We start from the raw sequence: 23,122 nt of genomic DNA on the forward strand, positions 1-23,122 counted from the left end.
CACCCAGTGATCACTTCCGTCCTGCCCGCACGCACTGCGCCGGACGCGCACCGCGACGCGTCGATCACGGCCTGGGCTCTCGCCGCCCGGTCCGGGGACACGGCCGCCGTGGACGCGTTCGTACGGGCTCTGCACCGTGACGTCCTCCGGTACGTCGCCCATCTCTGCGCCGACCCGCAGGCGGTCGACGACCTCGCGCAGGACACGTTCCTGCGCGCGCTGGGCAGCCTGCACCGCTTCGAGGGCCGTTCGTCGGCCCGGTCCTGGCTGCTGTCGATCGCCCGCCGGGCCGTCGTGGACAGTCATCGGTACGCCGCCACCCGGCCCCGCCCGGCGGACGTCCCCGACTGGCAGCAGGCCGTCGAGCGGGCTCAGCCGTACGGGCTGCCCGGGTTCGACGACGGGGTCGCGCTCCTCGACCTGCTGGCGGCACTGCCCGAGGAGCGGCGGGAGGCGTTCGTCCTCACCCAGCTGCTCGGGCTGCCGTACGCGGAGGCCGCCGAGGTCAGCGACTGCCCCGTCGGCACGGTCCGCTCCCGCGTCGCCCGGGCCCGGGAGGCGCTCCAGGATCAGCTGTCCTGAGGCCCCTCGAACGCCCGGAGGATGCGCTCGGCGGCCAGTGTCGCCGTCAACGTGCCGTCCCTGACCCGCTGTTCGAGGTCGGGGGCGGCCGCGCGCACCGCCGGGTCGGCGTACAGCCGGCCGAGCAGTTCGTCCCGCACCATCGACCAGGTCCAGCCCACCTGCTGCTCCCGGCGCTTGTCGGCGAGCCGTCCGGTGGAGTCGAGCAGCGCCCGGTGCTGTTCCAGCCGTTCCCAGACCAGTTCCAGGCCGGTCGACTCCCGGGCGCTGCAACTCAGCACCGGGGGAGTCCAGAAGGCGTCCTTGCCGTGCATCAGCCGCAGGGCGCCGGCCAACTCCCGTGCCGCGGACCGGGCGTCGCGCTCGTGCGGGCCGTCCGCCTTGTTGACGGCGATCACGTCGGCGAGTTCCAGCACGCCCTTCTTGATGCCCTGGAGCTGGTCGCCGGTGCGGGCCAGGCTGAGCAGCAGGAAGGAGTCGACCATGTCGGCGACCGCGGTCTCGGACTGGCCGACGCCGACCGTCTCGACCAGGACCACGTCGTATCCGGCCGCCTCCATGACCACCATCGACTCGCGGGTCGCCTTGGCGACCCCGCCGAGCGTGCCCGCGCTGGGGGAGGGGCGGACGAAGGCGTCGGGGTCGACCGCCAGCCGCTCCATGCGTGTCTTGTCGCCGAGGATCGAGCCGCCGGTGCGGGTGGACGACGGGTCCACGGCCAGCACCGCCACCCGGTGTCCCAGCCCCGTCAGAAGGGTGCCGAACGCGTCGATGAACGTCGACTTGCCCACGCCCGGCACCCCGCTGATGCCGATCCGCCGGGCCCGGCCGCTGTGCGGGAGCAGCTCGGTGAGCAACTCCTGGGCCAGTGCCCGGTGTTGTGGTCGGGTGGACTCGACGAGGGTGATGGCGCGGGCGATGACAGCGCGCCTCCCGTCGAGCACACCCTTCACATAGGCGTCGACATCGATCACAGGTCGTGCCCGAGTTCCGCCGACAGCCGTTTCACCAGGTCGTGGGCCGCGTCCGGAATCACCGTCCCGGGCGGGAACACGGCCGTGGCGCCCATCTCCAGGAGGGTCGGCACGTCCTGCGGCGGGATCACCCCGCCGACCACGATCATGATGTCCGCCCGGCCCTCCTCGGCGAGCTGCTCGCGCAGCGCCGGTACGAGGGTGAGGTGACCGGCCGCCAGCGAGGACACGCCGACCACGTGGACGTCCGCCTCCACCGCCTGGCGGGCGACCTCCTCGGGGGTCTGGAAGAGCGGGCCGACGTCGACGTCGAAGCCGAGGTCGGCGAAGGCGGTCGCGATCACCTTCTGGCCGCGGTCGTGGCCGTCCTGGCCCATCTTGGCGACCAGGATGCGCGGGCGGCGCCCCTCGGCCTCGTCGAAGGCGTCGACCAGGGCCCGGGTGCGGTCCACGTTCGGGGACTCGCCTGCTTCGTTGCGGTACACACCGGAGATCGTACGGATCTGGCTCGCGTGCCGGCCGTACACCTTCTCCAGGGCGTCGGAGATCTCGCCGACGGTGGCCTTGGCGCGGGCCGCGTGCACGGCCAGTTCCAGCAGGTTGCCGTCGCCGTCCGCCGCCCGGGTCAGCGCGTCGAGCGCGTCCCGGCACGCCGTCTCGTCCCGCTCCGCCCGCAGCCGCCGCAGCTTCTCGATCTGCTGGGTGCGTACCGAGGAGTTGTCGACCTTGAGGACCTCGATCGCCTCGTCGCTGTCCACCCGGTACTTGTTGACGCCGATCACCGGCTGCCGCCCGGAGTCGATCCGGGCCTGGGTGCGGGCCGCGGCCTCCTCGATGCGCAGCTTGGGAATGCCGGCGTCGATCGCCTTGGCCATGCCGCCCGCCGCCTCGACCTCCTGGATGTGCGCCCAGGCCTTGCGGGCGAGGTCGTACGTCAGCCGCTCCACGTAGGCGCTGCCGCCCCACGGGTCGATGACCCGGGTCGTGCCCGACTCCTGCTGGATGAGCAGCTGGGTGTTGCGGGCGATGCGGGCGGAGAAGTCGGTGGGCAGGGCGAGGGCCTCGTCGAGGGCGTTGGTGTGCAGCGACTGGGTGTGGCCCTGGGTCGCCGCCATCGCCTCCACACACGTACGCGTGACGTTGTTGAACACGTCCTGCGCGGTCAGCGACCAGCCCGAGGTCTGCGAATGGGTGCGCAGGGAGAGGGACTTGGTGTTCTTCGGCTCGAACTGCGAGACCAGCTTCGCCCACAGGAGCCTGGCCGCCCGCAACTTGGCGACCTCCATGAAGAAGTTCATGCCGATCGCCCAGAAGAACGAGAGCCGGGGTGCGAACGCGTCCACGTCCAGCCCCGCCTCCCGGCCCGCCCGGATGTACTCGACGCCGTCCGCGAGCGTGTACGCCAGCTCCAGGTCGGCTGTCGCGCCCGCCTCCTGGATGTGGTAGCCGGAGATGGAGATCGAGTTGTAGCGGGGCATCCGCTGCGAGGTGAAGGCGAAGATGTCGGAGATGATCCGCATCGACGGCTTCGGCGGGTAGATGTAGGTGTTGCGGACCATGAACTCCTTGAGGATGTCGTTCTGGATGGTCCCGGCCAGCTTCTCGGGCGGTACGCCCTGTTCCTCCGCCGCCACGATGTAGAGCGCGAGAACGGGGAGCACCGCGCCGTTCATCGTCATCGACACGGTCATCCTGTCCAGCGGGATGCCGTCGAACAGCTGGCGCATGTCGAGAATCGAGTCGATGGCCACGCCCGCCATGCCGACGTCACCGGTCACCCGCGGGTGGTCGCTGTCGTAACCCCGGTGCGTGGGCAGGTCGAAGGCGACCGACAGGCCCTTCTGGCCGGCCGCCAGGTTGCGCCGGTAGAACGCGTTGGACTCCTCGGCGGTGGAGAAGCCCGCGTACTGGCGGATGGTCCAGGGCTGGTTGACGTACATCGTCGGGTACGGGCCGCGCAGGTAAGGCGCGATGCCCGGGTAGGTCCCGAGGAAGTCGAGGCCCTCCAGGTCACGGCCGGTGTAGAGCGGCTTGACCCCGATGCCCTCCGGGGTCTCCCACAGCGGCAGGTCACCGCCGGCCGCCCGCCACTGATCGGCGCTGCCCTCGGTGACAGGGGTGCCCAGCTCGATGCCGGAGAAGTCGGGGATTCCCATCAGGACACTCCCATGCGGTCGAGGGTCTCGGACAGCACGGCCACGGCGTCGCAGCCCGCGAAGACGTACGAGTCGACACCGGCGAACCCGCCCCGGCCCGCGAGGGTCACGTGCCGGGCACCGGCCGCCTTCAGCGACTCGGCGGCCTGCTCGGCCTGTTCGGTGTAGAGCGCGTCGCTGGAGCAGAGCACCGCCTCGCCGGCGCCGCTCTCCTCGAAGCTGCCCGCGGTGACGGTTTCGATGCCGCCGGCCTGGAAGAGGTTGGCGGCGAAGCCGGCGCGGGCCGTGTACGCGGCGGCCGGGCCGAGCGTCGCCAGGTAGATCCGGGGGCGGCTGCCCGTCGCCGCGAGGTGGGCGTCCGAGCGGGCGCGCAGTTCCTCGTACGCCTCGTCCCGGCGCACCCGGGGCAGGCCCCCCGACGGCGGCTCGGGCGCGGGCTCGCGCTCCACCGGCTTCTCGGCGAGCAACGGGAACTCGCTGACCCCGGTGATGGGTTCGCGGCGCTTGGCGAGCTTCTTGGAGCGCTCGGCCCAGGTGGTCGCGAGGTCGGTGCGCAGCCGGCCGGAGCGGAGCACGGCCGCCTGGCCGCCGTCCCGCTCGATGGTCCGGAAGAACTCCCAGCCCGCGTGGGCGAGTTCGTCGGTCAGACGCTCCACGTACCAGGAGCCGCCGGCCGGGTCGATGACCCGGGCCAGGTGCGACTCCTCGACCAGGATCGTCGAGGTGTTGCGGGCGATCCGGCGGGCGAACGCGTCCGGCAGGCCGATCGCGTGGTCGAACGGCAGCACGGTGACGGCGTCGGCGCCGCCCACTCCGGCGGCCAGCGTCGCGACCGTCGTGCGGAGCATGTTCACCCACGGGTCGCGGCGGCTCATCATCACCGGCGAGGTGACGGCGTGCTGCACCTGGGCGCCCGCGTCGGCCGCCCCGCTGACCTCGGCGACCCGCGCCCACAGCCGGCGGGCCGCGCGCAGCTTGGCGATGGTCAGGAACTGGTCAGCTGTTGCCGCGTACCGGAACTCCAGCTGCCCGAGGGCCTGTTCGATGCCCAGGCCGGCCTCGGTCAGCTCGCGCAGGTAGGCCACTCCGGTGGCCAGCGAGGCACCCAGCTCCTGCCCGGCCGAGCCGCCCGCCTCGTGGTACGGCAGCGCGTCCACGGTCAGCGCGCGCAGCCCGGGGAACTCCTCGGCCACGCGCCGGGTGAGCGCGGCGACGGGGGCGAAGTCCAGGGACTCACCCGTGCGCGCCGCGTACCCGAGCGGGTCGGCGCCCAGGTTGCCGCGTACGGCCTTGGGGTCGATGCCCTTCTCGTCGTACAGCCGGAACAGTTCGGCCGCCGCCGCCTCGGTGTCCCGGCCCGCGTCCAGGACCACCGGGGCCAGGTCGAGGTAGACGCCGTCGAGGGCGCGGGCGAGGGCGGGCACCGGGATGCCGCCCCGGCCCACGAGCAGCCAGAGCGAGGTGACGCCGTTCTCCAGGTCGGTCAGGACCGCGCCGTCGGGAGCCGCCGCGTGCCGCTGCCGTACGTCCCAGCCGCCGGCGCCGGCGCCCTCCGGACGGCCGCCGCGCACATACGGCGCGAAGCCGGGCAGGCCGGGGTCGGGCGCGGTGTCGCGCGCGGTGTACAGGGGACGGGTGCGCAGCCCGTCCTCCAGCGTCGTGGACAGAGCGTCCTCTGCGGCCTCGCCCGAAACTTCCTTGCCCGACTTGCGCAGCACACCCTCGACCAGGCGTTGCCACTGCTCTTGCGTCGCGTCAGGGAACTCGGCGGCCAGTGAGAGCCCGTCGTCAGGCAGGACCGTCATGCTCGGATGCTAGGGCAGACCGCTTGAACCGCACCGTTGGCAGGGCTGTGACCTTGCCCTCGCCGTGGCTGTGACCTGCGCCTCCCGGGGGTGGAGTGGCCGGATTCGTACGGTCAGGGCGTGTCGTCGGCGAGCTTCGGGATCAGCGCGCAGAGCGCCTCGCGCTGCTCCGGTCCGATGACATGGCCGACCGCCTGCCCGACGGTCCCGGCGAGGGCGGCGGAGGCGTCCTGGATCTGCTTGCGGGCCTTGTCGGTGAGGGCGACCTCGATGCCCCGCTTGTCGCCGCAGGCGGCCTTGCGGGTGACCAGGCCGGCGTGCTGGAGGCAGGCGATCTGGTAGGTGAGACGGGTCTTGGGGCGGCCCAGGAGCTCGGCGATCCGGGTCATGCGCAGGCCCTCGCGCGGCTGTTCGGCCAGCAGGCACAGGATCAGGAACTCGTCGTGCGAGACGTCCAGCGTCTCCTTCAGGACCGACCGCAGCCGCTGCTCCACCGCACCGGTCGCGGCCAGCAGCAGCATCCAGGCACGCAGCTCGGCCGGGAGCAGTCCGCCGCCCTTGAGGGAAGGGCATCTGGGCAGCTCTGCGGGGTGTTCCTGGGAGGCGGCCATGGCATCGAGTCTACCTGTTGTCCAAATTTGGATAGTGAGCTAGCGTGCACCCCATACCGTAGTCATCCAAATTTGAACCATCGATTGATCGGAGCACGGCCATGACCGTCACCGTGGAAACCGGCCTCTGGCAGCTCGACCCGACCGCCTCCGCCGTCACCGTCCGGCACAAGACCTTCTGGGGCCTGCTCACCGTCAAGGGCACCTTCGCGGGCGTCACCGGCCGGGGCGAGGTGTCCGCCGACGGCACCGCCACCGGCACCCTGGCGATCGACGCGGCCTCGCTGGACACCGGGCACAAGAAGCGCGACGACCACCTGCGCTCGGCCGACTTCTTCGACGTTGCGAACCACCCGGAGATCACCTTCGCGGTGCGCGGTGCCAAGCGGAGCGCGGGTGACGCCGTGCAGGTCGACGGTCAGCTGACCGTCCGGGGCATCAGCAGGCCCCAGCAGGTCACCGCGCAGCTGGTCTCCGCGGACGCCGACGGCCTGACGCTGGAGGCCGAGTTCACGGTGGTGCGCGAGGAGTTCGGCGTCTCCATGAACCAGATGCGCATGATGGGCGGCCCGACCACCGTGACCGCCACCCTGCGCTTCACCCGCGCGGCGGCCTGAGGGACGGACCGTCCGGCGGCCCGAGCGAGCGGAGCGCCGGCGCGTCCAGCGGCCTAGCGGACCGTCCGGCGGAGCTTGACGTCCTGGCTGGACAGCGTCTGCGGATCGGCCGTGAAGGCGCGCAGCCGGATCCGGGTGCTCGGCTTGGCGGGGATGCCGAACCGGCCGTTCGCCGGCCTGAGTTCGACACTCGCCGTGCCGTGCCCGGGAATCGTCGCCGGACCCCGCACCAGCAGCCAGTACATGCTCATGCCCTGGCCGGTGGTCAGCGTGTAGTGCGGAGTGAGCGGCACACTCCCCGTGTTGACCACCTTCAGCGTCATCTCCCGGACCACCGCGGCCTGGTGCCTGGCGCGCCGCAGCGCGGTGATCTGCATCCGCAGCGGCGGCTTGCCGGACACCGCGAGCCCCGCGCTCACCAGCGCCGGGGTGAGCAGCAGGACGACCGCCGCGATCAGGGCGGGACGGCGGCGGGGGCCGGTCAGCAGGGCCGGACGCGGCTGCCAGGCGTGCTCGAACTCCGGCAGCGGCGCGGTGACGACCGCCGCCAGCCACAGCGGGGTCATCAGCAGGTAGTAGCCGTCCTGGGAGCGGGTCGCCAGGAAGAAGGCGAGCCACGGCAGCACGGTCGCGGCCGGGCCGAGGCGCCGTACGAACAGCACGAACAGGGCGAGCAGGGCCGCCGCGAGGAGCATGCTCGCGTGCGAGTACCAGTCGATACGGTCGCTGCCGTTCGTGTAGTACAGGGTGATGTCCACCAGGCCCTGGCCGTGCACCACGGCACCCTGGGTCAGCGGCAGCGCGATCCCGCGGAGCCAGCGGCCGGGCTCGGACACGATGAAGTACGTGTTGATCAGCAGCCAGGCCGTGACGGCCACGCCGGTCACCCGCAGGACCACCAGAGCGGCGGCCCGGCCGCCGAGTTCCCCGCGCCGCACCGCGTAGATCCCGGCCAGCAGGAACGGCGTGAGGAACCACGGCAGTTGCTGCGCCGCGCACGCGGCCCCGAGGCACGCGGCCCGCGCGATCCCGGCCGCGCCCAGCCGGCCGCCCTGCCCGATCCGCGGCCAGCGCACCACCACCGGGATCAGCAGCGCCAGGGCGATGATCGCCGGGTAGCCGACCCGGGCGTACGTCGGCAGGAAGCCGAAGCCCAGGCAGGCCAGTGTCGCCGCGGACCGCCACGGCACCGGGAGCATCCGCCACAGCGCGACCGTGCCGGCGATCAGGGCGCCCGTGCACACCGCCGTCGCCGGGGCGCCGTGGTGGCCGAGCCACAGCAGCGGGGTGGTCAGCAGCGGGGCCAGTGGGGGATAGCCGTACGTGTAGTCGTAACTGCCGCCTATCGTCGGCGTGAGGGCGATGCCCGTGTTGTGGAAGAGCCAGGGCCAGGCCTGGCCGTAGACGGCGTGGCCGGCGACCAGTTCCCTGGCGGCCTGGGTGGTGAGGGCGCCCTCGTCGCCGCCGTTGTGGTTCAGGATCCAGGCGCACAGCGCGAGCGCCACCGCCGTGACCAGGACCACCAGGTCGAGGCGGGCCAGCGAGCGGGTCCTGCGGACCGTCAGCGTCAGTACGCCGGTCGCCAGGATCGAGAGGTAGCAGACGGAGATCAGGGCGGCCAGGACCATGTGGTGCGTCACCGCCTGCGTCCACAGCGCCCGGGTCCCGATGAACAGGCCGATGTCCGCGAGGAGGGTCAGGACGCGGTGCCAGAGGGCGGGGGCTCCGGCATCGCCCGGAGCGGCGGACACCGCCGACTGTGTCCGCCGGCCGGGTGCCACCTGTTCTGTTTCTGCCAAGTGCACCCACGGGACGGTAATCGCGGACGGTGAGCAAGGCGTCACAGGAGGAGAAGAGTCCGGTGTGAGGGCAGTAAGAAGCCCCCAATGCGCGTCAATCGCCTGAATAGTGACAAGGTCACTTATTTCGTGCGTCGGCCTCCGGAAACGCTCGCGCATCGTGTCGCTGTTGGGCTGAACGGGTGACTTGGCGTAAGAATTGGCTGGTGCAGGCATCGAGTGCGAGTCAGGTCAGGGGGAGCCGGTGAGCCGTTACGACGTCACCGATGAACAGTGGGAGGGGCTCGCCCAGGTCGTGCCGCTGCGGGGCCGCGACGCGTGGCCGTCGGCGGTGGACCACCGTGCGCTGCCGGACGCGGAGACCGAGACGCGCCGCCGTTTCGTCGTCCTGCGGGTCAATGTCTTCGCCGACGCCCGTGACGTCGCCGAGACGCTGATGGCCGGGATACCGGTCCTGCTCGACCTGACCGGCGCCGAGACGGAGGTCGCCAAGCGTGTCCTCGACTTCAGTACGGGCGTGGTCTTCGGCCTGGCCAGCGGGATGCACCGAGTCGACCGCAACGTCTTCCTCCTCACCCCGCCGGGCACGGAGGTCAGCGGGCTGATGGAGGGGGCGGGGGTCTCGGAGGGCTGAGAGGGGCGTCCGACGGTGAGACCGGGCCGGCCCGCGGGACGGCAGGGCGTCCCCCGATCGTAGGAAGGTCCCGACGGCGGAACGGTTCGCCGGGTGGTCGGAGGCCTACGGTCCGCATATGGCCGTGCCTTCCGCCTCGCCCGCGTCCCACCCGTCTCCTGCCACCCGTTCCACCCCGAGCACTACACCGGACCCATCGCCGTCGCTGCCGCCGCCCGGAGATGCCGTGCCGTCGCCGGATGCGCGTGCAGGATCCGGCGGCTCGTCGGTGTCGCCGGTTGTGTCGACTGGGTCCGGTGGTTCGTTGCCGTTGCCGGTTGTGTCGACTGGGCCCAGTGGTTCGTCGGTGTCGCCGGGTGCGTCGGCTGGGTCCGGTGGTTCGTCGTCCGGGCGGTCGGGGTGGTCGCGCTCCGGTGGGTCGGGGGAGAGCGTCCCGCGTGGCCGTTCGGGCGGCGGGGGCGTGCCGTCGGCCGACGTGGCGGCCGCCCGCCACGCCCCCGCCCCCCGGCGCGACCCCCGCCCCCGGGTCACCGAGCTGCGGCTGTCCGCGTTCGCCCGGCATCGAGGGGCGAGTGTTCCCGTCGGGCGGGTCACGCTGCTCGCCGGGCCCAGCGGGAGCGGGAAGAGCGCGGTGCTCGCGGCCTACGAGGCACTCGCACGGCTCGGTGGCGGAGCCGAGCTCGGCGACGTGTTCCCGGACCCGGGCGCGCTGGTGCCGGAGCGGGCCCGGCCCGACGCACAGCGGCGGCGGGGCTTTCGTATCGGGTGTACGGCCGACGGCGCCGAGGGGCCGGTGCGGCTCGACGTCGCCGTGCAGGCCGAGCCCGAACTGCGCGTCGTCGGCGAACGGTTGACCGCGGGCGGGCTGGTGCTTCTGGAGACCGCGCTGCGCGACCCGAGCCGGCCCGCCGTACAGGCCGCCTGGCACACCGCGGGCACCGCCCCGGTGACGCGGGCCCCGCTGCCCGACGACCGCCTCGGCACCGCGCTGCTGCCGTTGCGCGTCGCAGGGAAGACGGACGGCCAGCGGCAGGTCCTCGCCGCCGCCGAGCAGATGGTCGTCGCCCTGCGGTCGGTGTTCCCCTGTGACCCGCGGCCCGACAACATGCGCACCCCCGTCCTCGCCGGCTCCGGCCGGCTGCTGCGCGGCTGCGACAACCTCGCCGACGTCCTGTGGCGCACCCGAGCCGAATGCGGCCGCCGGCACGGCCTCCTCGTCGACGCCGTGCGCACGGGCTGCGCGGGACCGGTGACCGACCTGCTCGCCGAACCGCTCGGCGACGGCACGGTACGGGCGCTGCTCGACCGCGGCGACGGCCACCGCACCGAACTGGAGCGGCTCGGCGACGGCGAACTGCGCTACCTCGCCCTCGCCCTGGTCCTCTTCACCGGCCCCGGCGTCCTGGCGGTCGACGCGCCCGGCGAGGTTCCCGACGCCATGCGCGGCCTCACCGTCCTCGCCGACGGCTTCGACCGCTGCCTCGACCCGCGTCAGCGCACCGAACTCCTTCGCACGGCCGTCCAGATGGGCGAACGCGGGCACATCCGCTTCGTCGGCGCGGTGAGCGACGCCTCGTGGGCGGGCGGAGCGGAGGCGATCACGGTGGTACACCTGGACGCGTGACCGACGAACCCCTCGACGTGGCGGGACTCCAGCGCCGGCTGGCCGAGTTCGCCGCCGCCCGCGACTGGCGGCAGTACCACACCCCCAAGAACCTGGTGGCCGCCCTCAGCGTGGAGGCGTCCGAACTGGTCGAGATCTTCCAGTGGTTGACCCCGGAGGAGTCGTCACGGGTGATGGCCGACCCCGGCACCGCGCACCGGGTCACGGACGAGGTCGCCGACGTCCTGTCCTACCTCCTCCAGCTCTGTGACGTCCTGGACATCGACCCACTGGCCGCACTGGACGCCAAGATCGACCGCAACGAGAAGCGGTTCCCGCCCGCCTGACGGCCCGTCGGGCGGGCACGGCTGGGGAGTGCCGTACTCCGTATTAACACTGCGTAGCCAAAGCCCCGCCCGAATCCGAATTGTTGTCCAGAGATTTCCGTCTTCCTCTGGCTCGGCGTCTCAGGAACCCTCACTCTGGGTAGTGAACTACTGAGTGCGGCAAGGCAGTTCGGACCGACGGGGACGGGGCGACGGATGGACGCGATGCGGCTCATCGTGGTGAGCAGACGGGCGCTGGCGCGTGGCGCGGGCGTTCCCGAGATGATGACCGAGGTGTGGCAGGCCCAGGCACTGGCTCAGGCGATCGGCAGCCGGCTGGCCGTCTCCGGCCCGCCCGAGCTGCGGGGCGAGGCCCTCGGTCTGATCGAGTTGGCGGGGCGGGGCTGCGGTGTGCTCGGCACCCCCGACCTGGACCCCGGCACCCTGCGCGCCGCCCAGCTCACCGAACTGGACGACGCCCGCCAGACCCTGCTGAGCCTCGGCGGTCTCCTGGGCGAGGTCGGCATCGCGCTGGTCGGCATGGCCAGCGCCGCGGCCGACGAGGCGACGTACTGGCAGTGCATGGAGGCCATCGACGCGGCCGACGAGTCCCGGGACCGGGTGCTGGAGATGCTCCGCAAGCTGGCGGCCCGGGAGGAGGTCCGCGACGGCTAGGGCGGGTGGCGAAATCCCGCCTGCCCGGCCTACGGGCGGCCGACGCCACTTTCGAAACCCGCCCCGGCTTCGCCGCACCGGTACCAGGTCGTGACATGCTCAGGACTGTCGCGCCACACCCGCATCGCGAGGATGAGGCCGTGGAAATCTACCTTGTGCTCGGCCTTCTCGCCCTCGTCCTGGGTGGCTTCGTCTGCATGGTCTGGGGGACTCTGGGCGGCCCGCGCTGGGTCCGCGTCCTCTCCGTGATCATGCTGGGAGCAGGCGAGTTCGTACTTCGGGCCATCAGCGGCTCCGGCCGCACGGGCCCATCCACGTCGTCGGACTCGGACTAGGCTCTGGTCGGCCCGCCAGAACCGAAGGGCGTCGTTTGCGCTCACCGCTTCGTACTCCGGTGACAGGCGCAGCGGCACCGCCTGATCGGCACAGGCCGTTGATCGTGTTCGGTGCAGGGGACGCCGACGGCTGACGGGCGCGAGCCGACGCCTGGGTGGAGTCGATCGTCAGGACGCCGGACGGCCTCGGCGACCAGGGCGGCCGTCGAGGTTCACCCGGGGGTGGACGCCCGTGACGGGTGGTGCCGATGCGGTTGACAGGGCGTGGGCCGTGCAGGATGGGTGTATGGACCTTCGTATCTTCACCGAGCCCCAGCAGGGCGCGAGCTACGACACCCTCCTCACCGTCGCCAAGGCCACCGAGGACCTCGGTTTCGACGCGTTCTTCCGCTCCGACCACTACCTGAAGATGGGCGACGTCGACGGCCTGCCCGGTCCCACCGACGCCTGGATCACGCTCGCCGGGCTCGCCCGTGAGACGAAGCGGATCCGCCTCGGCACCCTCATGACCGCAGGAACCTTCCGCCTGCCCGGCGTGCTCGCCATCCAGGTCGCCCAGGTCGACCAGATGTCCGGCGGCCGGGTCGAACTGGGCCTCGGCGCGGGCTGGTTCGAGGAGGAGCACAAGGCGTACGGCATCCCCTTCCCGAAGGAGAAGTTCGGCCGCCTGGAGGAGCAGCTCGCGATCGTCACCGGTCTGTGGAAGACCAGGGTCGGCGAGACCTTCGACTTCCACGGCACGTACTACGACCTGACCGGTTCGCCCGCGCTCCCCAAGCCCGCCCAGGCCAGGATCCCGGTGCTGATCGGCGGCCACGGCGCCACCCGCACCCCTCGGCTGACCGCCCGGTACGCCGACGAGTTCAACATGCCGTTCGCCTCGGTCGAGGACAGCAAGGCCCAGTTCGGCCGGGTGCGCACCGCCGTCGAGACCGCCGGCCGCAAGGGTGACGAGGTGACGTTCTCCAACGCCCTCGTGGTCTGCGTCGGCAAGGACGACCAGGAGGTCGCCCGCCGCGCCGCCGCGATCGGCCGCGAGGTCGACGAGCTGAAGACGAACGGACTGGCCGGCACCCCGGCCGAGGTCGTCGACAAGATCGGCCGCTACGCCGAGATCGGCTCCCGCCGTATGTACCTCCAGATCCTCGACCTCTCCGACCTGGACCACCTGGAGCTGATCTCGGCTCAGGTCCAGTCCCAGCTCTCGTAACCGGTCCGGATCCGCGCATCCGGTCATCTGTGACACGGCTGTGACCGGAGCTATGGCTTCCGTCACAGTCGTCCGGGGCTCGCCCTGGTGAGGTGACCGGATGCGCCGATCCCGCCCCCGTCTCCTGGTCCCCGCCGCCGTCCTGCTCCTCGCCACCGCGTGCGGTGCGGAGCACGCGGACCCGGACAGGGGCGCCGGAGCGGCTGTCCCGGCACCCCGCGCCGCCGTCACCGACCCTCCGGTGGACGGCGTACGGATCACCTCGGTCACCATCCCGTCCGCCTCCCCGACCCCGTCGGCCACCCTCGGTTCGGTCCACGCGGACCAGTTGCCCCGAGACTCCGGCATCTCCGCCGCTTACCAGGTCAGCAACGGCGGCGCCGAGGCCATGACCTATACCGTGCTCTTCGCCTTCACGACGGACTCCGGCGGGGTCATGGGCAACAAGGAGGTGACCGTGAGCGGGGTCGGGCCGGGCCGCAGCAGGAGCGGGACCGTCGGCCTGGGCGTGCTCGCCCCCGGCGCCTCCCCGGTGACCAGGGTGAAGGTCGAGAAGGTCAGCAAGGTCCCCGCCGACGAGGCACCGGCCCGGACGGGTGCCTGCCCGGCCTCCGGTCTGCGGCTGTGGGCCGACGACGGCGATGCCGCGATGGGCCTGCGGGTCGTCGGACTCCACCTGCAGAACTGCGGGACGAGGGACTACTCGCTCGACGGCTATCCGCAGCTGAGCCTCCTGGACGGGGACCGCGAGCCCGTCGACGGCATCCGCATCCTGCACGGCGGTACCGCCATCGCCTCCGGAACCGGCTTCGACGACCCGCCCGCCCCCTTCACCCTGAAACCCGGCCAGACCGCCCTCTCCGGCCTGATCTGGCGCAACACGACACTGGCGGGCACCTCGGTCGACGTGCCCTACGTCCGTGTCCTGGCCAAGCCCGGCGCCGCGCCCGTGACGGTCGCGCCGGGACTGGATCTCGGCACCACGGGACGACTCGGAGTCGGTGCCTGGAAGCGGGCCGACCGGTAGGGCGGGAGAAAATTCCGCGTCCCGCACCGCGATCCCCGCTACGTTGGAACCGCGAACAAGTGCGCGACCAGCGCTTTCGCACCCTTTCCTGATCCTTTTCGAGGCGACCCACCGTGTTCCTGACGATCACCACCACCGGCACTCCCGAACGCCCGGCCACCGACCTCGGGTTCCTGCTGCACAAGCACCCCGACAGCGCGCAGCAGTTCTCGACGTCCTACGGCGTCGCGCACGTCTTCTACCCGGAGGCGGACGCCGAGCGCTGCACGGCGGCGCTGCTCCTGGAGGTGGACGCGGTGGCGCTGGTCCGGCGCGGCAAGGGCAAGGGACGCGGTGGCGCACCCGACGCGGCGCTCGCCCAGTACGTCAACGACCGTCCGTACGCGGCCTCTTCACTGCTCGCCGTGGCGATCGGCAACGTCTTCTCCAGCGCGCTGCGCGGCGTCTGCAAGGCCCGCCCCGAAGCCCCGGCACAGCCGAGGCCGCTGCGCGTCGAGGTACCCGCGCTGCCCGCCCGCGGCGGCCCCGACCTCGTACGGCACCTCTTCGAGCCGCTCGGCTGGAGGGTGACCGCCGAACCGGTCGCGCTGGACGCCGAGTTCCCGCAGTGGGGTGACTCGCGCTACGTCGGCCTGGTCCTGGAGTCCGAGGCGCTGACCCTCTCCGAGGCGCTGCGCCACCTCTACGTCCTGCTCCCCGTCCTCGACGACGCCAAGCACTACTGGGTCTCCTCCGAGGAGGTCGACAAGCTGCTGCGCGCCGGCGAGGGCTGGCTGCCCGGCCACCCCGAGCAGCGGCTCATCACCAGCCGCTACCTCTCCCGCCGCTGGTCGCTGACCCGGCAGGCGATGGAACGGCTGGAGCTGGTGCGGCTCGCCGAGGCCGACGACACCGAGGTCGAGCAGATCGACAACGCGGTCGAGGAGGAGACGGAGACGGAGGAGAAGCCGACCCCGCTCGCGGTGCAGCGCCGGGAGGCGATCCTCGACGGGCTCAGGCGCTCCGGAGCCGCCCGAGTCCTCGACCTCGGCTGCGGCCAGGGCCAGTTGGTGCAGGCGCTGCTGAAGGACCCGTCCTTCACCGAGATCGTCGGCGTCGACGTGTCGATGCGGGCGCTCACCATCGCCTCCCGGCGGCTCAAGCTGGACCGCATGGGGGAGCGGCAGGCCGCCCGCGTCAAGCTCTTCCAGGGCTCGCTCGCCTACACCGACCGGCGGCTCAAGGGATACGACGCGGCCGTGCTCAGCGAGGTGATCGAACACCTCGACCTGCCGAGGCTGCCCGCCCTGGAGTACGCCGTGTTCGGCGCCGCCCGCCCGCGCACCGTCCTCGTGACCACTCCGAACGTCGAGTACAACGTCCGCTGGGAGACCCTCCCCGCCGGCCACACCCGGCACGGCGACCACCGCTTCGAGTGGACCCGCGCCCAGTTCCGCGCCTGGGCCCACCGGGTTGCCGAACTCCACGGCTATGACGTCGAGTTCACCCCCGTCGGACCGGACGACCCCGAGGTCGGGCCGCCCACCCAGATGGCCGTCTTTGAAATCAGCACAGCCACGGTACGCGTCGCGAAGGAGGCGAAGGCGGCATGACCGAGTCACAGCGCACCGGACGGGTCCTCCCCGTCACCGACCTCTCCCTGGTCGTCCTCGTCGGCGCCTCCGGCTCCGGCAAGTCCACCTTCGCCCGACGCCACTTCAAGCCGACCGAGGTGATCTCCTCCGACTTCTGCCGGGGCCTGGTCTCCGACGACGAGAACGACCAGAGCGCCACGAAGGACGCCTTCGACGTCCTGCACTACATCGCCGGCAAGCGCCTCGCCGCCGGCCGCCGCACGGTCGTCGACGCGACCAGCGTGCAGCCGGAGTCCCGGCGCCAGCTGGTCGACCTGGCCAGGCAGTACGACGTGCTGCCCATCGCGATCGTCCTGGACGTGCCCGAGGAGGTGTGCGCCGAACGCAACGCGGCCCGCACCGACCGCGCCGACATGCCGCGCCGGGTCATCCAGCGCCACATCCGCGAACTGCGGCGCTCCCTGCGGCACCTGGAGCGCGAGGGCTTCCGCAAGGTGCACGTCCTGCGCGGTGTCGAGGAGGCCGAGTCGGCGACCGTCGTCACCGAGAAGCGGTTCAACGACCTGACCCACCTCACCGGACCCTTCGACATCATCGGCGACATCCACGGCTGTGCGGGCGAACTGGAGGTACTGCTCGCCAAGTTGGGCTACACCGACGGCGTGCACCCCGAGGGCCGTACCGCCGTCTTCGTCGGCGACCTCGTCGACCGCGGCCCCGACAGCCCCGGTGTGCTGCGCCGGGTGATGTCGATGGTCGGGTCCGGCAACGCCCTGTGCGTGCCGGGCAACCACGAGAACAAGTACGGCCGCCATCTCAAGGGCCGCAAGGTCCAGCACACCCACGGACTCGCCGAGACCATCGAGCAGATGGACGGCGAGAGCGAGGAGTTCCGCGCCCAGGTACGGGAGTTCATCGACGGACTGGTCAGCCACTACGTCCTCGACGGCGGAAGGCTGGTCGTCTGCCACGCCGGGCTGCCCGAGAAGTACCACGGCCGCACCTCAGGCCGGGTCCGTTCGCACGCGCTGTACGGCGAGACCACCGGCGAGACCGACGAGTTCGGCCTGCCGGTGCGCTACCCGTGGGCCGAGGACTACCGGGGCCGCGCGGCCGTCGTCTACGGCCACACCCCGGTCCCGGAGGCCACCTGGCTGAACAACACCATCTGCCTGGACACCGGCGCCGTCTTCGGCGGCAAGCTGACCGCGCTGCGCTGGCCGGAGCGGCAGCTGGTCGACGTACCGGCCGAGCGGGTCTGGTACGAGCCGGCCCGGCCGCTGCGCACCGAGGCGCCCGGCGGCCAGGACGGACGCCCGCTGGACCTGGCGGACGTGCAGGGCCGGCGGGTCGTGGAGACGCGGTACCAGGGCCGGGTCGCGGTCCGCGAGGAGAACGCGGCGGCCGCCCTGGAGGTGATGAGCCGTTTCGCGATCGACCCGCGCCTGCTGCCGTACCTGCCGCCGACCATGGCCCCGACGGCCACTTCGCACGTCGACGGCTATCTGGAGCACCCGATGGAGGCCTTCGCCCAGTACGCCGCGGACGGGGTCGCCCGGGTGGTGTGCGAGGAGAAGCACATGGGTTCGCGGGCGGTGGCGCTGGTGTGCCGGGACGCGGAGGTCGCGCACAAGCGCTTCGGCGTGGCGCCCGGCCCTACCGGCTCCCTCTACACCCGCACCGGACGCCCGTTCTTCGACGACGAGTCGGTGACCGAGGAGATCCTCGGCCGGATCCGCGCCTCGGTCGGCGCGGCCGGCCTCTGGGACGAACTCGGCACCGACTGGCTGCTCCTCGACGCCGAACTGCTGCCCTGGTCGCTCAAGGCCTCCGGGCTGCTGCGCACCCAGTACGCGGCCGTCGGCGCCGCCTCCGGCGCGGTCTTCCCGGGCGCGCTGGCCGCCCTGGAGCGGGCGGCGGCGCGCGGTGTAGACATCGGTGAGCTGCGCGACCGGCAGCGCGAACGCGCCGCCGACGCGGCCGCGTTCACCGACGCCTACCGCCGCTACTGCTGGACCACCGAGGGCCTGGACGGGGTGCGCCTCGCCCCCTTCCAGATCCTCGCGGTCCAGGGCCGCAGCCTCGCCGCGCTCCCGCACGACGAGCAACTCGCCCTTCTGGACCGGCTGGTGGAGCACGACTCCACCGGCCTGCTGCAGACCACCCGACGCCTCCACGTCGACACCGGCGACCCGGAGTCGGTGCGGGCCGGCGTCGACTGGTGGCTGGAGATGACGGGCCGGGGCGGCGAGGGCATGGTCGTCAAGCCGGCCGGCGCGGTGGTCCGCGACGGGCGGGGCCGGCTCGTCCAGCCCGGCATCAAGTGCCGGGGCCGGGAGTATCTGCGGATCATCTACGGACCCGAGTACACCCGACCCGGCAACCTCGCCCGGCTGCGGGGCCGCTTCCTCAACCACAAGCGGTCGCTGGCGATCCGCGAGTACGCCCTCGGCCTGGAGGCCCTGGACCGTCTCGCGGACGGCGAGCCGCTGTGGCGGGTGCACGAGGCGGTCTTCGGGGTCCTGGCCCTGGAGTCGGAGCCGGTCGACCCGAGGCTGTGAGCCCCGGCGTCAGCCGACCAGCCGGAGCCGCCGCGCGCACGCCCCCACCCGGACCGTCTGCCCCCAGGCCAGCTCCAGGGCGTCGGTCTCGATGCCGTCGCCGAAGGCGATCAGGCGGTCCGACTCGACCGTGAGGGTCAGCGCGGCCGAGGCGGTCAGCTCGCCGGCGACCAGGGCGGTCCCGGTCGCGGGCGACGGCCACGCCTCCCGCACGAACCAGAGGAGGCGGTCCTCCGTGGGGGCGGGCAGCGCCAGCCGGGCGCCGCGCTCCTGCCACACCGAGCGCAGCCAGCCGGTGGCCCCGGTGCCGGTGCCCACCAGCACCCCGGAGGAGGCCTGGGCCTCGACGACACCCCCGTCGTCCTCAAGGCCCAGGCGGTATCGGGCGGTCTGATGACCGGCGCTACCCAGATAGATCTCGTTGAGCGCCACGAGCCGCTGGGTGTCGTCGGCGACCGCCTCGACCATCGTCAGCTCGTCGGCCCCCGTGGCCGTGGCGGTGACCGAGGCCAGCAGCACGGCCGCCTGCTCCGGCCGGTGCCGTACCAGGACCCCCGGGTTGCGGCCGGGGTCGGTGTCGATGCCGATCACCGGCTGGCCGTCCAGGTACTTGGCCACGTTCGCCACCAGCCCGTCCTGGCCGACCACCACGACCACGTCCTCGGGCGCGAACAGGAAGCGGTCGAGGTCGGCCCGCTCGACCCGGGCCTGGCGCCAGGCCGGCGGCACCGCCGAGGTCACCTCGGCGAGCGCCCGCCGGGTGCGCCGGTGCCGCTCGGCGACCTCGGCCATGTCCCGGCCCCGGGAGGCCAGGAAGAAGGCGGCCTGGCCGTGCGTGCCGTGCCGGGCCACCAACTCCTCGTACTCGGTGGTGCGGTGGACCAGCACGGCGCGGGGCGCGAGGCTCATGGCGCCGCCCCCGGGAGCCGGGCGGAGCGGTCTTCCGTGGCGGCGGCCGGCCACGCCGAGCGGCCCCCGGCCTGGGGCCTGCACGCCGCGTTCACGCCTGCTCCGCCGATCCCAGCTTCGCCAGCAGCCCGGTCAGCACGTCCGGCGACACGGTCACGCTGTCGATGCGCGGCAGGTTCTCGGCGAGCCGCGCGCCGGTGAGGGCGTGCAGCGTGGCCACGTCCGCCTCGCCGTGCACCCGCAGCCAGGCCGACTGCGCCGCGGCCCGCGCCTCGCCGACCTCGCGCGCCCCCGCGGCCTCGGCCCGCGCGAGCGTGACCGACCGGTCCGCCTCCGCCTCGCCCAGCTTCACGGACCGGGCCGCCTCCGCCTCAGCCAGCCGTACCATGCGCGCCGCTTCGGCGTCCGCCAGCTTCACGGATCTGGCCGCCTCCGCCTCCGCCAGTTTCACCGTCCGGGCCGCCTCCGCCGCCGCCCGGACGGAGTCCGCCGCCGCGTGCTCCTCGGCCTCGCGCCGCGCGTTGGTGCCCCGCTGCTCGACCAGCTGCTCTTCGCGGCGGGCCAGTTCGATCTGGCTCGCCAGCTCGTTCTCGGCGATCGCCCGCTCCCGCTCGACGGCCACCGCGCGCCGCTCGTAGGTCGCCCGGTCGGCCTCCTGCTGGATCTGCTCACGGGCCGGGGTGCGCAGCGCCCGCTCCACCTCGGGCTCCGGCCGCAGCGCCATCACCCGGACGGCCACCACCTCGATGCCGGTGGCCGGCAGCCGCGGTTCCGCCGTCAGACCGGCCGCGATCCGCTCCCGGACCACCGCGACCCCGTCCACCAGCGCCTCCGCCAGCGGAGTGCGGGCCAGCGTGTCCAGCGCGTGCTGCTGGGCCGTCTCCGTGAGCAGGGTGCCGAGCTGTTCGAGGGGGGTGCCGCGCCAGACGCCGGTGTCCGGGTCGATGGAGAAGTCGAGGCGGGCGGCCGCGACGGCCGGGTCGCCGACGCGGTAGGTGACGGTCGCCTGGACCACCACGTCCTGGAAGTCGGCCGTACGGGCGTGGAAGGTCATCGCCAGCTCCCGGTCGTCGACCGGGACCTCGGAGATCGCCGCGGTGAGCGGGCGGAACCAGAAGCTGAGCCCCGGGCCGTCGTGCAGCAGCCTCTCGCCCCGGTGGTGTCTGACGTGCGCCGTCGGCGCCCCGCGCAGATGCCGCCAGCCCAGGCGCCGGGTGATGTCGGCCATGGAACCCCCTCGCAATTAAGAGTCAACATGACAATAATTGCCCTCCTGCTGCTTGTCGTCAAGGGGACGAGAAGAGGAAACGGCCGGGCGGCCCGGACAGAAACGGTCGAGCGGGGGGTGAACACGGTCCGCGATGGTCAGGATGGAGACATGGGATTCCATGTCGACTCCGAGGCCGGGCGGCTGCGCCGCGTCATCCTGCACCGGCCGGATCTGGAGCTCAAAAGGCTCACCCCGAGCAACAAGGACGCCCTCCTCTTCGACGACGTCCTCTGGGTGCGCCGGGCCCGGGCCGAGCACGACGGGTTCGCCGACGTGCTGCGCGACCGCGGGGTCGCCGTCCATCTCTTCGGCGACCTGCTCGAAGAGGCGCTGGCGATCCCGGCCGCCCGCACCCTCGTCCTGGACCGGGTCTTCGACGAGAAGGAGTACGGCCCCCTCGCCACCGACCACCTGCGCGCCTCCTTCGAGCGACTGCCGGCGCGCGAGCTGGCCGAGGCGCTGGTCGGCGGCATGACCAAACGGGAGTTCCTGGCCGCCCACGAGGAGCCCACCTCGGTCCGCTTCCACGTCATGGACCTCGACGACTTCCTCCTCCAGCCCCTCCCCAACCACCTCTTCACCCGCGACACCTCCGCCTGGGTCTACGACGGCGTCTCCATCAACGCCATGCGCTGGCCCGCCCGGCAGCGCGAGACCGTGCACTTCGAGGCGATCTACCGGCACCACCCGCTCTTCCGTGGCGAAACGTTCCATGTCTGGTCGGAGGGCCAGGCCGCCTACCCCTCCACCATCGAGGGCGGCGACGTCCTGGTGATCGGCAACGGCGCCGTCCTGATCGGCATGAGCGAGCGCACCACCCCGCAGGCCGTCGAGATGCTCGCGCACAAGCTGTTCGCGGCCGGCTCGGCGCAGACCATCGTCGCCCTGGACATGCCGAAGCGGCGCGCCTTCATGCACCTCGACACCGTGATGACGATGGTCGACGGCGACACCTTCACCCAGTACGCCGGGCTCGGCATGCTCCGCTCGTACACCATCGAACCGGGCACCGACGACAAGGAGCTCAAGGTCACCGACCATCCGCCGGAGCACATGCACCGGGCGATCGCCGCCGCCCTCGGCCTCAGCGAGATCCGGGTCCTGACCGCCACCCAGGACGTGCACGCGGCCGAGCGCGAACAGTGGGACGACGGCTGCAACGTCCTCGCCGTCGAACCCGGTGTCGTCGTCGCCTACGAGCGCAACTCCACCACCAACACCCATCTGCGCAAGCGGGGCATCGAGGTGATCGAGATCCCGGGGAGTGAACTGGGGCGGGGGAGGGGCGGGCCGCGGTGCATGAGCTGCCCGGTGGCGCGGGACGCGGTGTGAGGCACCCGGCCGTATAGAAATGTGGAACATCGTATAGACTTCCAAAGTCCCGAAGCCGACCCCTACCGCTGGAGCGTCCCCCATGGCGACTGTCCCGACCGCCCTCGCCGGCCGCCACTTCCTCAAGGAGCTGGACTTCACCCAGGAGGAGTTCCGCGGGCTGGTCGAGCTGGCCGCCGAGCTGAAGGCGGCCAAGAAGGCCGGGACCGAGACGCAGTACCTGCGGGGCAGGAACATCGCGCTGGTCTTCGAGAAGACCTCCACCCGCACCCGCTGCGCCTTCGAGGTCGCCGCCGCCGACCAGGGGGCGTCCACCACCTACCTCGACCCGGCCGGCTCGCAGCTCGGGCACAAGGAGTCGGTGAAGGACACCGCCCGGGTCCTCGGCCGGATGTACGACGCGATCGAGTACCGCGGGCACGGCCAGGGCGTCGTCGAGGAGCTGGCCGCGTTCGCCGGAGTGCCCGTCTACAACGGCCTCACCGACGAGTGGCACCCCACCCAGATGCTCGCCGACGTGCTCACCATGACCGAGCACTGCGACAAGCCGCTCGCGGAGATCGCCTTCGCCTACCTCGGCGACGCCCGGTACAACATGGGCAACTCCTACCTCGTCACCGGCGCCCTGCTCGGCATGGACGTCCGGATCGTCGCGCCCCGGCTGCTGTGGCCGGACGAGACCATCGTCGAGCTGGCCCAGCAACTCGCCGGCGCGTCCGGCGCCCGGATCACCCTCACCGAGGACGTGAAGGACGGCGTGCGCGACACCGACTTCGTCGCCACCGACGTCTGGGTGTCGATGGGAGAGCCCAAGGAGGTCTGGGACGAGCGCATCGCGCTGCTCGGCCCCTACGCCGTCACCATGGAGGTGCTGCGCGCCACCGGCAACCCCGACGTCAAGTTCCTGCACTGCCTGCCGGCCTTCCACGACCTCGGCACCGTCGTCGGCCGCGAGATCCACGAGCGCCACGGGCTCACCGAGCTGGAGGTCACCGACGAGGTGTTCGAGTCCGAGCACTCGGTCGTCTTCGACGAGGCCGAGAACCGGATGCACACCATCAAGGCGGTCCTGGTGGCCACACTCGCCTGACCAGCCCTATCCTGTGCGGCGGCCCGGCACCA

General features: G+C 72.3%; 20 protein-coding genes. 13 read left to right on the forward strand and 7 right to left on the reverse strand.

The features are described 5' to 3' along the window. Nucleotides 1-6 precede the first annotated feature (6 nt). Complete coding sequence (locus tag OHB00_RS37680) at nucleotides 7-582, forward strand: sigma-70 family RNA polymerase sigma factor (RefSeq protein WP_406441645.1); 576 nt, start codon at nucleotides 7-9, stop codon at nucleotides 580-582. Here OHB00_RS37680 and meaB read toward each other — a convergent pair. The 4 genes from meaB to OHB00_RS37700 all read right to left on the reverse strand — a co-directional run bounded on the left by meaB (nucleotide 570) and on the right by OHB00_RS37700 (nucleotide 6,128). Continuing rightward, nucleotides 570-1,556 carry a methylmalonyl Co-A mutase-associated GTPase MeaB gene (meaB, locus tag OHB00_RS37685; protein ID WP_406441647.1) on the reverse strand — a complete coding sequence of 329 codons (987 nt, stop codon included), beginning with the start codon at nucleotides 1,554-1,556 and terminating at the stop codon, nucleotides 570-572. The genes OHB00_RS37680 and meaB overlap by 13 nt on opposite strands. Next, nucleotides 1,553-3,712 carry a methylmalonyl-CoA mutase gene (gene scpA, locus OHB00_RS37690; RefSeq protein ID WP_406441649.1) on the reverse strand — a complete coding sequence of 720 codons (2,160 nt, stop codon included), beginning with the start codon at nucleotides 3,710-3,712 and terminating at the stop codon, nucleotides 1,553-1,555. The genes meaB and scpA overlap by 4 nt, the downstream gene beginning before the upstream one ends. Further along, a complete protein-coding gene (locus OHB00_RS37695; RefSeq protein WP_406441651.1) occupies nucleotides 3,712-5,517 on the reverse strand; it encodes a methylmalonyl-CoA mutase family protein in 1,806 nt (601 codons plus the stop codon). The genes scpA and OHB00_RS37695 overlap by 1 nt, the downstream gene beginning before the upstream one ends. A 113-nt stretch (nucleotides 5,518-5,630) precedes the next feature. After that, on the reverse strand, nucleotides 5,631-6,128 hold the full coding sequence (locus OHB00_RS37700) for a MarR family winged helix-turn-helix transcriptional regulator (protein ID WP_406441653.1): 498 nt from the start codon (nucleotides 6,126-6,128) through the stop codon (nucleotides 5,631-5,633). Between the two features lie 101 nt (nucleotides 6,129-6,229). On the opposite strand from OHB00_RS37700, the gene OHB00_RS37705 reads away from it, so the two are divergent. Next, complete coding sequence (locus tag OHB00_RS37705; protein ID WP_406441655.1) at nucleotides 6,230-6,745, forward strand: YceI family protein; 516 nt, start codon at nucleotides 6,230-6,232, stop codon at nucleotides 6,743-6,745. Nucleotides 6,746-6,798: 53 nt separating this feature from the next. Here the strand turns inward: OHB00_RS37705 and OHB00_RS37710 are convergent, their stop codons facing one another. Continuing rightward, complete coding sequence (locus OHB00_RS37710) at nucleotides 6,799-8,496, reverse strand: hypothetical protein (RefSeq protein WP_406441657.1); 1,698 nt, start codon at nucleotides 8,494-8,496, stop codon at nucleotides 6,799-6,801. Nucleotides 8,497-8,788: 292 nt separating this feature from the next. Between OHB00_RS37710 and OHB00_RS37715 the strand changes: the two genes are divergently transcribed. The 9 genes from OHB00_RS37715 (at nucleotide 8,789) to OHB00_RS37755 (ending at nucleotide 18,489) form a co-directional block, all read left to right on the forward strand. Further along, nucleotides 8,789-9,178, forward strand: a complete 390-nt coding sequence (locus tag OHB00_RS37715; RefSeq protein ID WP_406441659.1) for a cell division protein SepF — start codon at nucleotides 8,789-8,791, stop codon at nucleotides 9,176-9,178. A gap of 460 nt (nucleotides 9,179-9,638) precedes the next feature. Further along, nucleotides 9,639-10,802 carry an AAA family ATPase gene (locus OHB00_RS37720; RefSeq protein WP_406441661.1) on the forward strand — a complete coding sequence of 388 codons (1,164 nt, stop codon included), beginning with the start codon at nucleotides 9,639-9,641 and terminating at the stop codon, nucleotides 10,800-10,802. Next, nucleotides 10,799-11,128 (forward strand): nucleotide pyrophosphohydrolase, encoded by a 330-nt coding sequence (locus tag OHB00_RS37725; protein WP_406441663.1) that lies wholly within the window; start codon nucleotides 10,799-10,801, stop codon nucleotides 11,126-11,128. Before OHB00_RS37720 ends, OHB00_RS37725 begins: the two co-directional genes overlap by 4 nt. A 195-nt stretch (nucleotides 11,129-11,323) precedes the next feature. After that, complete coding sequence (locus tag OHB00_RS37730) at nucleotides 11,324-11,782, forward strand: DUF6099 family protein (protein WP_406441665.1); 459 nt, start codon at nucleotides 11,324-11,326, stop codon at nucleotides 11,780-11,782. A 140-nt stretch (nucleotides 11,783-11,922) separates the two neighbouring features. Then, entirely contained in the window at nucleotides 11,923-12,117 is a 195-nt protein-coding gene (locus OHB00_RS37735) for a hypothetical protein (RefSeq protein WP_406441667.1), read from the forward strand. Nucleotides 12,118-12,403: 286 nt separating this feature from the next. Then, nucleotides 12,404-13,327, forward strand: a complete 924-nt coding sequence (locus tag OHB00_RS37740; protein WP_406441669.1) for an LLM class F420-dependent oxidoreductase — start codon at nucleotides 12,404-12,406, stop codon at nucleotides 13,325-13,327. 100 nt (nucleotides 13,328-13,427) lie between these two features. After that, the gene (locus OHB00_RS37745) at nucleotides 13,428-14,354 is read left to right on the forward strand and encodes a DUF4232 domain-containing protein (protein ID WP_406441671.1); all 927 of its coding nucleotides are present in this window, start codon (nucleotides 13,428-13,430) and stop codon (nucleotides 14,352-14,354) included. 113 nt (nucleotides 14,355-14,467) lie between these two features. Continuing rightward, entirely contained in the window at nucleotides 14,468-15,946 is a 1,479-nt protein-coding gene (locus OHB00_RS37750) for a 3' terminal RNA ribose 2'-O-methyltransferase Hen1 (protein ID WP_406441673.1), read from the forward strand. Beyond that, complete coding sequence (locus OHB00_RS37755; RefSeq protein ID WP_406441675.1) at nucleotides 15,943-18,489, forward strand: polynucleotide kinase-phosphatase; 2,547 nt, start codon at nucleotides 15,943-15,945, stop codon at nucleotides 18,487-18,489. Before OHB00_RS37750 ends, OHB00_RS37755 begins: the two co-directional genes overlap by 4 nt. A 9-nt stretch (nucleotides 18,490-18,498) precedes the next feature. Here OHB00_RS37755 and OHB00_RS37760 read toward each other — a convergent pair whose 3' ends face one another. Together OHB00_RS37760 and OHB00_RS37765 are read right to left on the reverse strand one after the other, a co-directional pair. Further along, the gene (locus tag OHB00_RS37760) at nucleotides 18,499-19,398 is read right to left on the reverse strand and encodes a hypothetical protein (protein ID WP_406441677.1); all 900 of its coding nucleotides are present in this window, start codon (nucleotides 19,396-19,398) and stop codon (nucleotides 18,499-18,501) included. A gap of 91 nt (nucleotides 19,399-19,489) precedes the next feature. After that, nucleotides 19,490-20,626: an SPFH domain-containing protein gene (locus OHB00_RS37765; protein WP_406441679.1), complete on the reverse strand. Its 1,137-nt coding sequence runs from the start codon at nucleotides 20,624-20,626 to the stop codon at nucleotides 19,490-19,492. 150 nt (nucleotides 20,627-20,776) lie between these two features. On the opposite strand from OHB00_RS37765, the gene OHB00_RS37770 reads away from it, so the two are divergent. Next, nucleotides 20,777-22,000: an arginine deiminase gene (locus OHB00_RS37770; protein WP_406441681.1), complete on the forward strand. Its 1,224-nt coding sequence runs from the start codon at nucleotides 20,777-20,779 to the stop codon at nucleotides 21,998-22,000. Nucleotides 22,001-22,082: 82 nt separating this feature from the next. Next, complete coding sequence (gene argF / locus OHB00_RS37775; protein ID WP_406441683.1) at nucleotides 22,083-23,090, forward strand: ornithine carbamoyltransferase; 1,008 nt, start codon at nucleotides 22,083-22,085, stop codon at nucleotides 23,088-23,090. Nucleotides 23,091-23,122: the final 32 nt, after the last annotated feature.

This window comes from Streptomyces sp. NBC_00631 (assembly GCF_045206895.1).
In the GTDB taxonomy this organism is placed as follows: domain Bacteria; phylum Actinomycetota; class Actinomycetes; order Streptomycetales; family Streptomycetaceae; genus Streptomyces.